Raw genomic sequence first — 16,266 nt, 5'->3', positions numbered from 1 at the left:
GGCTGGCGGCTATCTGGGGGATGAAAAAGCTAAATTATCATTAAGAATTTCGTGAATGGTGGCTAGGGGGTAGTAAAATCCATTAGCAGTTAAGATTAACTCCCCCTAATTCCTAAGCTAATGAGTTACTGTCTGAACCCCCTGTGTTTAAATCCAGTAAATCCTCTGGGAAGCCAAGTCTGTTCAAGCTGTGGCTCATTATTGTTATTGAAACAACGTTATAGAGGCTTAAAAAGTCTGGGGGGTGGTGGTATGAGTAGGACATTTTTAGGGGTTGATGAAGACCGCCTGCAAACCCCCTGTATTATTAAACAATTTTCTCCACAACAGCAGAATGTCGCCCAAATTCAGAAAGCCACGGAACTATTTTATCAAGAAGGGAAGCGACTACAGGAGTTAGAAAATCATCCGCAAATCCCCCATTTATTTGCCTGTTTTGAAGCAAACATCAGACTCTATTTAATACAGGAGTATATAGAAGGAGATAACCTCCTAGACGAACTAGAATTGGGGGAACCTTTAGAGGAGGGTAAATTGCGGGAACTGCTCTTAGATTTACTACCCGTAATTCAATTTATCCATGACCATCAAGTTATTCATAGAGATATCAAACCAGAAAACATTATTAGGAGACATTTAGACAGTAAATTAGTATTAGTAGATTTTGGAGTCGCCAAACACGAGATAGATATTTTACATCCCAGAACCGGAACCATGACCGGAACCATAGGATATGCTCCCTTAGAGCAAATTCGCGGCGGGAAAGCCTATGCAGCCAGTGATTTATATAGTTTAGGGGTAACTTGTATTCACCTATTAACAGGAGAAAATCCCCAGAGTTTATTTGACCCATATAAGGGAGAATTTATTTGGGAATCGCACCTAGAGAAAAGCGATCGCCATATTAGTCATCAACTGAAGCATATTATCAATAAAATGCTGGCGGATAAAGTACAAGATCGTTATCAATCAGCCGCCGCCGTGTTAGCGGATATACAGCCACCAGTGAGTCTAAAACTCCCGGCTTCCAGCCTACAGATTATGGTAGCAGTTCACATAGCAACTCATCAATCAATTTGGGGAATGCCGCCGCCTGTCCCCTGTGTGTTTCCGTCACTATTATCGACATCACGCGCCAATTTGAGCGGACAGATAAACCCAGAGATATCGGGGACAAATTGGGAATGTCAAACCATCATGAAAGGTCACAAAGCGCCAGTAAATGCGATCGCCATTAGTCCGAATCGATATATATTAATTAGTGGTAGCGCCGACCAAAGTATCCGACTATGGAACCTGAATACAGGTCAATTAATCCAGCGTTTTTGTGGTCATGTAGCCGCCATAAATGCGATCGCCATTAGTCCCAATGGTCGTCGTTTAGTCAGTGGTAGTTTTGACCGCACCCTACTAGGTTGGAACCTGAATACAGGGACCATGACCGATAGATTTTTCAGTCATTCAGGTTCCCCCTATAGTCACCGTTGCGGACCAATTCACGCCGTCGCCTACAGTCCTGACGGTCACATAATTGCCAGTTGTAGCGGTAATGCTACCATCAAATTATGGAATCAACGCAACGGGGAACTTCTCTATCGTCTGTGTGAACATTCCGGGGAAGTTTTTTGTGTCACCTTTGCATTTTCCCCAGCCAATAATTCCGGTAATCACGAAGGTTTATTTAATCATCCCCAGTCCAGTATATTCGCCAGTGGTGGTGCGGACGGACAAATCAAAATCTGGCAATTTGGGAAACTCCACAGCCTGCAAACTTTGACCGGACATTCAGGGGGAGTCCTGTCGTTAGCATTCAGTCCTAACCAGACAATTCTCGCCAGTAGTAGTGAAGATGGCACAATTAAACTCTGGGATTTTCAACAAGGAATTATACTAAGTACACAGACTGTAGACCCAGCCATAATATCTTCAATAGCAATTAGTCCTGACGGTAAATTTATGGCAGGTGGTAGCAATGATGGCAAAATTAGACTCTGGAAAATTGAGATGCAGGGACTATCACAGCAGCCACTCTCAGAGATTTCTGGATACAGTCCTATTACTTTTGGCATAGATAGTCATACCTTAATTTGTCGGGGAGAAAATCATCAACTGTTAGTTTGGCGCTGTCGGGAAGATTAACTCTGGGGGGGGGTAGATCGAAACTCTAGCTGAGGGTAGATGTCATCACCTCAATAACTAGCTATAGTTAAAGTGTTATTCGCAATCAAATCATTTTTAATTATGGCAACTAGCACCCAAGACAAAAAAGCCTACGAAGCTAAAGTTAAAGCACAAATCGAGAAACTCAATGCTCAACTAGATGAAATGAAAGCTAAAGGCCAACAAGCCAAAGCAGATGCGACTATTCAGTATCACGAGAAAATTGAGGAACTACAAGCCAAGCGAGATGACCTGACGAAGAAGCTACAAGAGTTACAAGAGGCTGGTGAGGAAGCCTGGGAAGAAATCAGAATCGGCTTTGAAAAGGTTTTGAGTGATGCAGAAACTGCCTTGAAAAATGCCTGGGAGAAATTAAACGGCTAGAGATTAGTCATTTTAGTGATTAACTGAAGCCAGGGACAACACCATTAATCAGGTTAATCATATCCTGATCTAGTGTGTCCCTTTAGCTAATTAAAGTAGCTCAATGCGACAATGACCTTCGCCAACATGACCTAATTCAGTCACAGAAAATACGAGGGTATTATATTCTTCCTCAGTCAAAAGCTGTTGAAGTTCTTGGCTGGTAACATTAAGAGTATCTCCCTCAGCGATATTAGCAAAAGGCTGGAAACCAATAGCCTCATCATTGGGAGATTGGTCAATGGGACGGTCAGAACGACCAAAAAAGTGGTCAAAGTGAAAAGTTGTTTCTAATTTAGCTACCCCATTAGCTTCTAAAAACCCTTTACGTTCATCTCCGACATACTCACCGCAAAAATGAGCTACAGGTTTATTTAAAGCGATCGTAAAATTGATAGTGCGACCATCTCTTTCCGCTGTACCATCTAAAACCAGCGTAGACCCCGCAAATTCTCCCTCTGTAGCCGTCACCATTTCCCAGGAAAGAGCATTGTAATGTCCTGGAGGTGCTATGGCTGTGGTCACTGTGGGAGTGTCTTCTGTTCCACCAACTAAATCTACAGTGGTCGGTGAGTTGAGAAGCTCAACAAGCGTGATATAATCCGGCTGAGAGTCAGTATCTGGATCAAAAGGCGATTGTGCTTGGTAGGCTCTGATATTATTAAAAGTGGCATGAGCATGATTAAAATTAAGTTCCCAACCATCTTTACTAACGAACCCTTCTCGCATTCTATCTTCTGCATCTGCAATTAGGGTTAAGGTTCCCCCTTCCTGACCATTAGTTACAATTTCATTAGCAGTCTCAGTAGCAGTCTCAGTTTCTGGCGCGCACCCCACTAACGCCATAGGTGCTAACAAAATTAAGCCAGTAAGCCAGAGTAATTGTTTCATTGATATTTGATTCAGATTATCCATTGACAGCATATTGGGATTATCTTGGTTTCTCCCAATATTTGCAATCCCCCGGAGGGGGAATAATTTAGCCCATGTCACCATTTAATTACACTTGAGGGTTTTTAAAAACGGGTTCAGCCAGTATAAACCGCGCATTTTTTTGGGGGGGGTTGCCATCTGCGAACTGGATTTTTGAGTCTAATTAAACCGGATATTTGCCACTTTTTACCAGCAGGAAATATCCGATATAGCAGTTCCCGGAGTGATGAGGTACTTTTCAAAGCCCCTCTCCTTTTCTGGGAGAGGGGTTTGGGGTGAGGGCTGTATTTCATAGAGATGAGAAGCGCTAGATTAACTAAATTGACTGGCGCTGCCACTTTTTACCAGCAGGAAATATCCGATATAGCAGTTCCCGGAGTGATGAGGTACTTTTCAAAGCCCCTCTCCTTTTCTGGGAGAGGGGTTTGGGGTGAGGGCTGTATTTCATAGAGATGAGAAGCGCTAGATTAACTAAATTGACTGGCGCTGCCACTTTTTACCAGCAGGAAATATCCGATATAGCAGTTCCCGGAGTGATGAGGTACTTTTCAAAGCCCCTCTCCTTTTCTGGGAGAGGGGTTTGGGGTGAGGGCTGTATTTCATAGAGATGAGAAGCGCTAGATTAACTAAATTGACTGGCGCTGCCACTTTTTACCAGCAGGAAATATCCGATATAGCAGTTCCCGGAGTGATGAGGTACTTTTCAAAGCCCCTCTCCTTTTCTGGGAGAGGGGTTTGGGGTGAGGGCTGTATTTCATAGAGATGAGAAGCGCTAGATTAACTAAATTGACTGGCGCTGCCACTTTTTACCAGCAGGAAATATCCGATATAGCAGTTCCCGGAGTGATGAGGTACTTTTCAAAGCCCCTCTCCTTTTCTGGGAGAGGGGTTTGGGGTGAGGGCTGTATTTCATAGAGATGAGAAGCGCTAGATTAACTAAATTGACTGGCGCTGCCACTTTTTACCAGCAGGAAATATCCGATATAGCAGTTCCCGGAGTGATGAGGTACTTTTCAAAGCCCCTCTCCTTTTCTGGGAGAGGGGTTTGGGGTGAGGGCTGTATTTCATAGAGATGAGAAGCGCTAGATTAACTAAATTGACTGGCGCTGCCAATTTTTAATATCCCAAGTATTAGCATCCCAAGGGGAGGGTTCAATACCAGTTAAAGTATTACTAATTCCCGTAGTAGTCGCACGTTCAACAATGGGCATTACTGCGACATCTTCCCGTAGAAACTCATCCATTTGACGGAATAATAAGGCTCGTTTTTCTGGGTCTAGTTCGGTGGTTGCTTTTCGCCACATTTCGTCATATTGAGGGTTGCAATAACGAGCATAATTAGGTCGTTGCCAATTATTTTCTTTTTGGGAAATTTCCCCACAGGTCCACCACTTCATGTGAGGTCCTGGGTCGGGACTTTCATTTCCTGTAGTTAACATTTGGAGGTCTGCATAAAAATGATTAATGGTGTCGGTATTGGCGGGGTCGCCAGAGAAGAAGATACCCGGGTCAATGCTTTTTAATTCGACCCTTATCCCGATCGCCTCTAAAGACTGTTTAACGATTTCTTGAGTTTTCTGGCGCACGGGATTAACTGATGTTTGAAACACCACGCGCATTTCTAATCCATCTCGGTCACGGATACCATTATTATTAGTATCTTTCCAGCCAGCTTCATCTAACAAAGTTTTAGCTTTTTCTAGGTCGTGGCTATAGTTAATTTGATTGGATCTATAAGCGGCTGGAATAACTATTAATTGCGCGGTCGGACGACCTGTTTTCCCATAAAGTTGATTAGCTATAGTATCACGGTCTATAGCCAAATCAAAGGCTTGTCGGACTCGTTTATCACTAAAAAAGGGATGGGGGAATTGAACACTAGAACGTTCTCCATCTGCGGTAGCTTGATTAGGGTTGGTAAAATTAAACATAATCCTTTCCACATAGGACCCAAAATTCGCCAAAATTTTGCCTTTCCCTCCGGCTGCTAACTGTTGGAGAATATGACCTTCTACCTGTAAGTTAAAAGCATAATCAAAATCTCCCGTTTGTAAGACGGCTCTAGCGGCTGAGGTTGCATCACCACCCCCTTTAATTTCTACTCTTTCAAAAAAGGGTTTATCTGGCTCCCAATAATTGGGGTTAGCTTCATAAAGGGCTAAGTCTCCCGGTTTAAAACTTACCAGTTTATAGGGTCCCGTGCCAATGGGTTGATTATTCGCCCTAGCGGACCGAATATTAGAATTATTGTAACTAGCAAAAATATGCTCTGGGAGAATTAAGCCTCTTTGACCAGTAAAAGGAACCGACCAACCAGGAGTAATATTTTTAAAAGTGATTTTTATGGTGTAATCATCTAAGGCTTCTACGGTTTCAATACCTGCGTAAACCTCAGCACTAGATGAACCTACATCAGGGTTAGTAATAAAGTCATAAGTGAAAACCACATCTTTGGCGGTGAAAGGTTCGCCGTCGGACCAAGTGACACCCGATCGCAATTTCCAAGTTACCGATTTTCCATCTGCTGCGACACTCCCATTTTCTCGACTGGGAATTTCCGCCGCCAGAAGAGGAATCAGGCGATCGCTATGATCATAACTCGCCAAAGGCTCATACACTAACCTAGCCGCATCAAAGTCTTTAAATCCTGTCGCCAAGTGAGGATTAAGGATAGTAGGAGACTGCCAATAGAGAAGTTTAAGGTTTTTGTCATTTTGAGTAGTTGGCGCGTCCTGGGGGCTACAGGCTGCGAAGGTGATAGACAAGAAACAGGAAAGAATCACTAGAGGTAGGAATAAACGCCGAATCATATTTTTAGGGTAATCAATGTCCGCCCTTAAATTTGTAGCAGACATTAGCACATTTGGCGAACCGATTTAGTTAACCACCTCTCGATTAACCTACTTTCCCTAAAAATAGGATTGTCAGAATCCCAAGATTATGCTATAAGTCTATAGTCTATGTAACCGACCTTTTATAATCCCTCTTTTAGGGCGATCGGCGAGACAGGCTGAGGCTTGGCATCTTTCTCCCTTTATATAAGTCTAAGCAATTCTACCGGGAACTAACTCATGGATACTTTGGGATACTTAATCAATACAGACGTAGATGGGTTTTCCATGATTAATCTGACCACTCCCCTCGCGCAAATTTTATCACAACCCATTCAGGACCCCGTAGCGGTTTTCTTAATTATTATGGGGATGATGCTCATTGCTCCCCTAGTATTTGAACGCATAAAACTACCTGGTATTGTCGGATTAATCTTAGCCGGAGTTATTATTGGTCCCCATGGCATAGGGTTACTTGCCAGAGATAATACCATAGTTTTATTGGGGACTGTGGGATTGTTATTCTTGATGTTTCTAGCAGGCTTAGAAACCAGCTTAGACGACCTCAAACTAAATGCCAAGTCAGCCTTTTGCTTCGGTTTACTCACCTTTTTATTACCGATGATACTGGGAACTATAGCCATGATGGCTCTGGGTTACAGTGTATTAGCTGCCATCTTAGTAGCCTCTTGTTTTGCTTCCCATACTCTCCTAGCTTTACCCATCTTAAACCGTCTGGGAATTATGCGTGCTTCCTCCGTAACCGCCACCCTAGGAGGAACCTTAATTACCAATGTGTTAGCCTTATTAGTTTTAGCAGTTGTCGTCAAAGCCCATCGCGGCGATTTAACCCTAGAATTTTGGCTATTTTTAATTCCGGCTTTAACCATTTATACCTTCGCATCTCTCTGGGGAGTTCCCAAAATTGGTCGCTGGTTTTTCCGAAAATTTGGTCATGACGAAGGCGCAGAATTTACCTTTGTTGTCGCCACATTATTAGTAGCTTCCTATGTAGCGCAACTCATCGAAATTGAACCCATTATTGGCGCTTTCTTGGCTGGTATTGCTCTGACTCCTATTATCCCTAACTTGAGTCCATTAATGAACAGGATTCAGTTTATTGGCAATACCCTATTTATTCCCTTCTTTTTAATCTCTGTAGGGATGTTAATTGACCCTCTAATTTTAATCAAAGAACCTCGCTCTCTTTTAGTCGCAGTAGTCATGATTGTGGCAGAATTTATCAGCAAGTATGCAGCCGCTTGGACTTCCGGCAAAGTTTTTGGCTGGCCGTTTCCAGAGAAAATGGTTTGCTTTGGTCTGTCTGTAGCTCAAGCTGCTTCGACTCTGGCAGCGATTACGGTTGCTTTTAATATTGAATTAGTAGATGAGTTAACTGTTAATGGTATTATTGCCATGATTTTATTTAGTTGTATCGCTTCTCCCTGGATAGTCAATCGTTGGGGTAAATTAGTCAAACCAGCCGAAAAATTAGACGGCGACAATCAGCGCAATTGGTCGGAAAGGGTATTAGTTCCGGTCGCTAACCCTAGCACAGAAGATAACCTATTACAATTGGCGATTTTGCTGGTCAAAAAATCTAAAGGTACTCTATTACCTCTTAATGTGATTTCTGACAAAAACGGTAATATTTCTTCCTCGGCTAAAACTAAACAAAGCCGTTTATTGTCTGTGGCTGAACAGATAGCTCACGCCGCAACGGTTAAGGTTGAGTCTATTGCTAGAATTGATGCAGCTATATCCAGGGGAATTGTTCGTAGTGCCACCGAACGCAACGCGACGCTGATTATTTGCGGTTGGAAGGGGTATTCAACCTATCAAGAGAATTTCTTTGGTAGCGTAATTGATCAGATTATCAGGCGTTCACCTGTGCCAGTTTTGATTACTCGCTTCCCTCAGCCTCTGGAAAATACGGAGAGGGTATTTATGGTATTCAATCAAGGGGAAATTTCCTCTTGGGAATTTAAACAAACTCTGGAAATAACTAAAGCGATCGCTGAAGAAATTAAAGCGAAATTACACTTATTGGTATTGGTGACTGATTATCTGACCGTGGATTTAAATCTTTCATCCTTCGGTCTAAGTAAAGATACCCCAGTTCAACAAATACAAGGGAATTTTATTATGAAAGTTTCCCGAATGCTCAAAACTAATGATTTGTTATTATTAACTCCCGGCAGTCATGAGAATCAGGCTTTCGGATTCTCTAGAAGCGGCTTGGTAGAACCAGAAACAATTGTTCGCGCTCATTCAGATGTTGCGACTATTGTCGTTCATTTCCCTAAACTTAGTTAATGGTTGCTAAATCTCTCTCTTGATATGTTCGTTAATGGTCAAAATCATGTTTAAATCTTCTCAACAATTCAGCCATTTTTCGGTATATTTCCTAACAGTAATTGACAAAACCAAATTCGGCGTGATATTTTAAAGATAATGCCTATCTTGTGTCTATAACTGGATAACCTGCCGGAAACCATGATTCTGTCGTGAACTTCTGAAATTGACAGGAGTCGGAGAGGGAATGCGGCGACACCAATTTAGGGAAAGGTGGGGGGGGAAAGGCGATCGCTCTATACCCCTACCGGAAAAGGTTACAGCCACACCCGTCTAATTTACCTCCCCCAACTCACGAGTTAACCCTCACGCCAGGAAGAGTTTTTAAATGTATCGGAAATACTACGGGTAATTGAGTGATTTTTCGGTATATTTCCTAACAGTAATTGACAAAACCAAATTCGGCGTGATATTTTAAAGATAATGCCTATCTTGTGTCTATAACTGGATAACCTGCCGGAAACCATGATTCTGTCGTGAACTTCTGAAATTGACAGGAGTCGGAGAGGGAATGCGGCGACACCAATTTAGGGAAAGGTGGGGGGGGAAAGGCGATCGCTCTATACCCCTACCGGAAAAGGTTACAGCCACACCCGTCTAATTTACCTCCCCCAACTCACGAGTTAACCCTCACGCCAGGAAGAGTTTTTAAATGTATCGGAAATACTACGGGTAATTGAGTGATTTTTCGGTATATTTCCTAACAGTAATTGACAAAACCAAATTCGGCGTGATATTTTAAAGATAATGCCTATCTTGTGTCTATAACTGGATAACCTGCCGGAAACCATGATTCTGTCGTGAACTTCTGAAATTGACAGGAGTCGGAGAGGGAATGCGGCGACACCAATTTAGGGAAAGGTGGGGGGGGAAAGGCGATCGCTCTATACCCCTACCGGAAAAGGTTACAGCCACACCCGTCTAATTTACCTCCCCCAACTCACGAGTTAACCCTCACGCCAGGAAGAGTTTTTAAATGTATCGGAAATACTACGGGTAATTGAGTGATTTTTCGGTATATTTCCTAACAGTAATTGACAAAACCAAATTCGGCGTGATATTTTAAAGATAATGCCTATCTTGTGTCTATAACTGGATAACCTGCCGGAAACCATGATTCTGTCGTGAACTTCTGAAATTGACAGGAGTCGGAGAGGGAATGCGGCGACACCAATTTAGGGAAAGGTGGGGGGGGAAAGGCGATCGCTCTATACCCCTACCGGAAAAGGTTACAGCCACACCCGTCTAATTTACCTCCCCCAACTCACGAGTTAACCCTCACGCCAGGAAGAGTTTTTAAATGTATCGGAAATACTACGGGTAATTGAGTGATTTTTCGGTATATTTCCTAACAGTAATTGACAAAACCAAATTCGGCGTGATATTTTAAAGATAATGCCTATCTTGTGTCTATAACTGGATAACCTGCCGGAAACCATGATTCTGTCGTGAACTTCTGAAATTGACAGGAGTCGGAGAGGGAATGCGGCGACACCAATTTAGGGAAAGGTGGGGGGGGAAAGGCGATCGCTCTATACCCCTACCGGAAAAGGTTACAGCCACACCCGTCTAATTTACCTCCCCCAACTCACGAGTTAACCCTCACGCCAGGAAGAGTTTTTAAATGTATCGGAAATACTACGGGTAATTGAGTGATTTTTCGGTATATTTCCTAACAGTAATTGACAAAACCAAATTCGGCGTGATATTTTAAAGATAATGCCTATCTCGTGTCTATAACCGGATAACCTCCCCGAAACCCCTATGGTGTCGTGAACTTCTGAAATTGACAGGAGTCGGAGAGGGAATGCGGCGACACCAATTTAGGGAAAGGTGGGGGGGGAAAGGCGATCGCTCTATACCCCTACCGGAAAAGGTTACAGCCACACCCGTCTAATTTACCTCCCCCAACTCACGAGTTAACCCTCACGCCAGGAAGAGTTTTTAAATGTATCGGAAATACTACGGGTAATTGAGTGATTTTTCGGTATATTTCCTAACAGTAATTGACAAAACCAAATTCGGCGTGATATTTTAAAGATAATGCCTATCTTGTGTCTATAACTGGATAACCTGCCGGAAACCATGATTCTGTCGTGAACTTCTGAAATTGACAGGAGTCGGAGAGGGAATGCGGCGACACCAATTTAGGGAAAGGTGGGGGGGGAAAGGCGATCGCTCTATACCCCTACCGGAAAAGGTTACAGCCACACCCGTCTAATTTACCTCCCCCAACTCACGAGTTAACCCTCACGCCAGGAAGAGTTTTTAAATGTATCGGAAATACTACGGGTAATTGAGTGATTTTTCGGTATATTTCCTAACAGTAATTGACAAAACCAAATTCGGCGTGATATTTTAAAGATAATGCCTATCTCGTGTCTATAACCGGATAACCTCCCCGAAACCCCTATGGTGTCGTGAACTTCTGAAATTGACAGGAGTCGGAGAGGGAATGCGGCGACACCAATTTAGGGAAAGGTGGGGGGGGAAGTTAGAACCGAAACCAACCGAAACTGTGGTAGGATGTAAAATTGTCCGAACACTGACCACCTGCACTGTCTCCCATGCCTAGCTTTTTACTCGAAGTCGGTACAGAAGAATTACCAGCAACCTTTGTCGAAGGCGCGATCGCCCAATGGGAGGCGATGATTCCCGCCAGCCTAAAAGAACAATACCTCACCTGCGAGTCGGTGAAAGTGTACGCCACACCGCGAAGACTGGCTGTAGTCATAGCGGGACTGCCACAACAGCAACCTGATCGCGAAGAAGAAATCAAAGGTCCCCCCGCCAGTGCTGCCTTCAAAGACGGGAAACCGACGAAAGCAGCGGAAGGTTTCGCGAAAAAACAGAATATCAACTTAGAAGATATCGAAATTCGCCCGACCCCCAAAGGGGATTTCGTGTTTGTCCTCAAACAAATTCCCGGACGGAAAACGTCGGAAATTTTAACGGAATTAATACCCCAATGGATTAATCGGTTAGAAGGTAAAAGATTTATGCGCTGGGGAGATGGAGATATCCGCTTCCCCCGTCCGATTCGTTGGTTAGTAGCCCTATTAGATAAGGAGATATTACCGCTAAGTATCCCCAACGGTTCGGAAACTATTAGCAGCGATCGCCATAGCCAAGGTCATCGAGTGTTACACTCGAACTCAGTGAGTATTGCGGAAGCGACGGACTATGCGGAAACCCTGGGTAAAGCGTTTGTAGAAGTAGATCCGCAGACCCGAAAAACAGCGATCGCCAACCAGGTAAAAGTAGCAGCGAACAGCGTAGGCGGGGAGGCGGAAATTCCCGAAGAGTTACTGAATGAAGTGGTTAACTTAGTGGAATGGCCGACAGCAGTAGTGGGAACTTTTGACGCGGACTTTTTAGTGCTGCCACCAGAAGTGATTAAAATGGTAATGGTGACACATCAGCGCTATTTCCCAGTCCTAGATACCCACGGTAATCTGAAACCATATTTTATTACGATTTCTAATGGTGATCCAGCCAAAGCTGCAATTATTGCATCGGGTAATGAACGGGTAATCCGCGCGAGATTAGCAGATGGAGAATTTTTCTATAAAACCGATTTAAAGAAACCCCTAGAAAACTATCTCCCCGACTTGGAAAATGTCACGTTTCAAGAAGATTTGGGTTCAGTTCGCGACAAGGTGAATAGAATTATTGCCAATGCCGATCGCATTGGTAAACAGCTAGAAGTAAGCGAAGGGGAACTCGCCCAGATAAAAAGGGCAGCCTTATTATGTAAGGCGGATTTAGTCTCTCAGATGGTTTATGAATTTCCCGAACTTGAGGGAATCATGGGGGAAAAATATGCTTTAGCTGGCGGCGAACCTGAAGCGATCGCTAAGGCTATAGTTGAACATTATCTCCCCAAAGGAGCAAGCGATCGCCTCCCGACAAATATCATTAGTCAAGTGGTCGCCCTAGCTGATAAACTCGACACGCTAGTTAGTATTTTTGGCTTGGGAATGCTTCCCACAGGTTCATCAGATCCCTTTGCTCTGAGAAGGGCGGCTAATGGAGTTGTGAATATTATCTGGTCTGCTGACCTACCTTTAAACTTGCATGAACTGCTAAAGGATTTAACGACGGATTTCGTTAATAGTCATCCTAACGCGATGTTAGGTCTGATTCATCATTTAGAAGATTTCTTTTTACAGCGCATTCGGACTTTGTTGCAGGACGAGAAAGCCATTGATTATGATTTGGTTAATGCGGTGTTGGGAGATGAAGACATAGAATATAAGGAACGCGCGTTACAAGATTTATTAGATGTACGCGATCGCGCTTTGTTTTTACAAGAAATTCGCGGTGACGGTACTTTAGACATCATCTATGAAACTATCAACCGTTCCACCCGTCTCGCTAAACAAGGCGACCTCGACACGGGGGAACTTCAACCCCATGCGGTGATTAACCCTTCTCTGTTTGAAAAGTATTCAGAACAAGCATTTATGGAAGCCCTAGAAGACTTGATACCCAACACTCAAGCCGCATTAGAAACTCGCAATTATCGACAATTAGTGACAGCCTTAGCAGCAATTGTTCCCACAGTTACCCAATTCTTTGATGGTGAAAATAGCGTCTTGGTGATGGACTCTAATCCGAAAGTACAGCGAAACCGTCTCAACCTACTAGGGTTGTTGCGAAATCATGCGCGTGTACTAGCAGATTTTGGCGCAATTGTCAAGGGGTAAATGGTAGATTTTAAAATTCTGTCATGATTTCTTTGGGAAAAAATTTGAATCCATTAAGCACCAAAATGACTAACCCGGTCAGAATCACCCAATTAGCCAAGAGGAAACTGGAGACAACCGCAACTAAAGCAATGCCTCCTGAGACTAGCTTGATTAATTCTTCTTGGGTGTGGGTATAAACGAAAATGGCAGCAACAGAGATAGCGATCGCAATTAGGGAAGGTAGATATCCAGCGAAGTTGATTTCCATGACCATGAGACTCCTAGTGGTAACTGTTATGGTTGCTAGACCCAAAATAGAAGCCTGTGTAATTATCCAATCAAGCGATACTGCAACTTTCCTAACCGACCTATAGGGAAATTGCCTATAACAGTTGTCAAATAGTGGAATTGCTGGTTATTGACCGTTATTCCAGGTGACTGTAACTGTGCTAGTTTCCTGATTGACACAATGACAGTCAACTCCCCTGGTGGTAGAAAGATGTTGGAGAGAGAGATAAAGGTCGGCTGTTGTCTGGGTGGGGAGAATTTTTAAAAACTCTGGTAGATATGGAAATCATCTGCGATCGCGAAAATATTGTGCCACCAAAATGGAAAAATTGAGGCACAATAAATATTATGCTGTCACTCAGAATGCGATCGCTATGACCTGCTGCATCAACCCCAACTGTCCGCAACCGATAAACCCCGACAACCTTACATATTGTCAAAGCTGTAATACCCCCCTAATTTCCCTACTGCGGGGACGCTACCGCATTCTTAAACCGTTAGGAAAAGGAGGGTTTAGTCGCACCTATCTAGCTGAGGATACGGATAACCTCAACCGTCGGTGTGTAGTCAAACAACTGGTGGCGGAGGTAAAAAGTAACTGGGGACTACAAAAGGCAGCCGACTTGTTCAAGTTGGAGGCGCAACAATTACAGCAACTAGAAGGTAACCCACAAATTCCGGGAATTTACGGTTATTTTGAAGAAGATAATTGTCTATATTTAATCCAACAATATATAGAAGGAGAAAACCTGGCGCAACTTTTAGAACAGGGTGGAAGATGGAATCAAGCACAAGTCCGCCAACTGCTGTTAAAATTGCTTCCGGTTTTAGAATTTATCCATAGTCGCCAGGTGATTCACCGAGATATTAAACCGGAAAATATCATCCATCGTAGCAGGGTTCCTCAACCGATAAGCGATCGCCATAATTTAACCCCTACCCCTAACCAAAGCGCACCCACTATCATTCAAGATAAAGTAGTTACCCAAACCACAGATATCGGTGATTTAGTATTAATTGATTTTGGGGTATCCAAACAACTATCAGAAACGGTGATGGTTAACCCTCTAGGGACAAGAGTAGGTTCAGATGGTTATGCGGCTTTAGAACAAATGCGTGGGGGAGAAGCCTACGCCGCCAGTGACCTATACAGTTTGGGTGTCACCTGCTTTCATTTACTCACGGGAATTCATCCCTTTGAATTATGGACAGAAGAAGGTTATGGCTGGACAAAAAACTGGCGTAATTATCTACCAACTCCTATCAGTCCAGAATTAGGACAAATTATCGATCGCCTACTTCAGAAAGACCTAAGCGATCGCTATACCAACGCCGCCGAAGTTTTAAGAGACCTCAACTCTAATAGTCATCCTCTCCCAGTGATTTCCCATCCTTTATTTATGGGATTATCCCGCCGCCGAAAACCTGCGAAAACGATAGCGATCGCTAGTGCGGCATTATTGTTATTGGGGACGGGTGGAAATATACTATTAAAAAATACCCCCCCAACGTTAATGTCTTGGATAACTCCGGTGTCGGCGTGGAATCAAGCGAGGTTAGGACAAACCTTAACCGGACACACTGCTAGGGTATTAACTGTGGCTATTACCCCTGATGGTAAAACTCTCGCCAGTGGTAGTGATGATAATACGGTGAGATTATGGAGTTTACAAACCTTTGAACATCTTTCTACTTTAACGGGACATGGAGGCGCTATCAACTCGATTGCTATCAGTCCTGATGGTCGAGTTATCGCCAGTGGTAGTCGCGACAATACGGTGAAATTGTGGGATCTTCACAGCAAACAAGAAATCGCCACGCTGAAAGGACATGAAAGGGATATTACGACGATCGCTTTTAGTCGAGACGGTCAAACTCTCGCCAGCGGTAGTCACGACCATACTATTACTTTATGGTATTTAGGGACTAATGAACTCATTGGTACATTAAGAGGGCATAATCGGGAAATTCGCGCGGTGGCTTTTAGTCCTAATGGTAGACTGCTGGCTAGTGCTTCCCAGGATAATACGGTGAAATTGTGGGATCTTAACCGCCGCGAGGAAATCTCGACTTTATTATCCCATGATAACTCAGTTAATGCGATCGCCTTTAGTCGAGATGGTCAAACTCTCATCAGCGGAAGTAGTGATAAAACTCTGAAATTATGGGACGTTACCACTAAGGAAGTTATGGCTACCTTACACGGACATTCACAGGCGATTAAATCTATCGCGGTGAGTCCTGATGGTCGAATTATCGCCAGTGGTGGTGATGATGATACAGTCCAACTTTGGGACCTCAAAAATCAAGAAGCGATCGCTACCTTGCGAGGACCTTCCTCTAAAATTGAAGCGATCGCCTTTTCTCCCAAACGTCCCCTCTTAGTTAGTGGTAGCCATAATCGCAACCTGGAAATTTGGCAAATTCCTGACTAATCTACCAGCTATTTATAGCAGGGATTATCAAGTCGTGATTAAACCGGGGATTTTCCGATAGGCTTTGATAGGGAGATTTTCCATTTATGGTCAACCTGGTTGACCTCAAGATCTGGAATAGTCCACGATTAAAAATTTCGGATTTTCCTA

8 protein-coding genes are annotated in these 16,266 nt (G+C 43.6%); 5 read left to right on the top strand and 3 right to left on the bottom strand.

Annotated features, from left to right (window positions below; translation table 11 throughout):
• The first annotated feature begins 120 nt into the window (after positions 1-120).
• Entirely contained in the window at positions 121-2,139 is a 2,019-nt protein-coding gene (locus XZ46_RS14555) for a protein kinase domain-containing protein (RefSeq protein ID WP_048895103.1), read from the top strand.
• Between the two features lie 102 nt (positions 2,140-2,241).
• Positions 2,242-2,544 (top strand): sll1863 family stress response protein, encoded by a 303-nt coding sequence (locus XZ46_RS14550; RefSeq protein ID WP_008051484.1) that lies wholly within the window; start codon positions 2,242-2,244, stop codon positions 2,542-2,544.
• Between the two features lie 90 nt (positions 2,545-2,634).
• On the opposite strand, the gene XZ46_RS14545 is transcribed toward XZ46_RS14550, so the two are convergent.
• Together XZ46_RS14545 and XZ46_RS14540 are read right to left on the bottom strand one after the other, a co-directional pair.
• The gene (locus tag XZ46_RS14545; RefSeq protein WP_008051476.1) at positions 2,635-3,474 is read right to left on the bottom strand and encodes a hypothetical protein; all 840 of its coding nucleotides are present in this window, start codon (positions 3,472-3,474) and stop codon (positions 2,635-2,637) included.
• A gap of 1,133 nt (positions 3,475-4,607) precedes the next feature.
• Positions 4,608-6,371: a peptide ABC transporter substrate-binding protein gene (locus XZ46_RS14540; RefSeq protein ID WP_052584711.1), complete on the bottom strand. Its 1,764-nt coding sequence runs from the start codon at positions 6,369-6,371 to the stop codon at positions 4,608-4,610.
• 216 nt (positions 6,372-6,587) lie between these two features.
• On the opposite strand from XZ46_RS14540, the gene XZ46_RS14535 reads away from it, so the two are divergent.
• Positions 6,588-8,663, top strand: coding sequence for a cation:proton antiporter domain-containing protein (locus XZ46_RS14535; protein WP_008051473.1), 2,076 nt, complete (start codon positions 6,588-6,590; stop codon positions 8,661-8,663).
• A 2,606-nt stretch (positions 8,664-11,269) separates the two neighbouring features.
• Positions 11,270-13,411 (top strand): glycine--tRNA ligase subunit beta, encoded by a 2,142-nt coding sequence (gene glyS, locus XZ46_RS14530; protein WP_008051471.1) that lies wholly within the window; start codon positions 11,270-11,272, stop codon positions 13,409-13,411.
• A gap of 10 nt (positions 13,412-13,421) precedes the next feature.
• Here the strand turns inward: glyS and XZ46_RS14525 are convergent, their stop codons facing one another.
• Positions 13,422-13,661 (bottom strand): hypothetical protein, encoded by a 240-nt coding sequence (locus XZ46_RS14525; RefSeq protein WP_006625155.1) that lies wholly within the window; start codon positions 13,659-13,661, stop codon positions 13,422-13,424.
• Positions 13,662-13,929: 268 nt separating this feature from the next.
• Here XZ46_RS14525 and XZ46_RS14520 point away from each other — a divergent pair, with 268 nt between their 5' ends.
• Positions 13,930-16,116, top strand: a complete 2,187-nt coding sequence (locus tag XZ46_RS14520; RefSeq protein WP_228116343.1) for a serine/threonine-protein kinase — start codon at positions 13,930-13,932, stop codon at positions 16,114-16,116.
• Positions 16,117-16,266 lie beyond the last annotated feature (150 nt).

The organism is Limnospira indica PCC 8005 (genome assembly GCF_000973065.1).
Lineage (GTDB): Bacteria > Cyanobacteriota > Cyanobacteriia > Cyanobacteriales > Microcoleaceae > Limnospira > Limnospira fusiformis.
Note: the sequence above shows the minus strand (reverse complement) of the source record. Positions and strands in the feature narration are given on the sequence as shown.

Bases quoted from the DNA above. Each gene is read 5' to 3' on its own strand.
- XZ46_RS14555 (WP_048895103.1), top strand. From the start codon at position 121: ATGAGTTACTGTCTGAACCCCCTGTGTTTAAATCCAGTAAATCCTCTG.
- XZ46_RS14550 (WP_008051484.1), top strand. From the start codon at position 2,242: ATGGCAACTAGCACCCAAGACAAAAAAGCCTACGAAGCTAAAGTTAAA.
- XZ46_RS14545 (WP_008051476.1), bottom strand. From the start codon at position 3,474: ATGAAACAATTACTCTGGCTTACTGGCTTAATTTTGTTAGCACCTATG.
- XZ46_RS14540 (WP_052584711.1), bottom strand. From the start codon at position 6,371: ATGTCTGCTACAAATTTAAGGGCGGACATTGATTACCCTAAAAATATG.
- XZ46_RS14535 (WP_008051473.1), top strand. From the start codon at position 6,588: ATGGATACTTTGGGATACTTAATCAATACAGACGTAGATGGGTTTTCC.
- glyS (WP_008051471.1), top strand. From the start codon at position 11,270: ATGCCTAGCTTTTTACTCGAAGTCGGTACAGAAGAATTACCAGCAACC.
- XZ46_RS14525 (WP_006625155.1), bottom strand. From the start codon at position 13,661: ATGGAAATCAACTTCGCTGGATATCTACCTTCCCTAATTGCGATCGCT.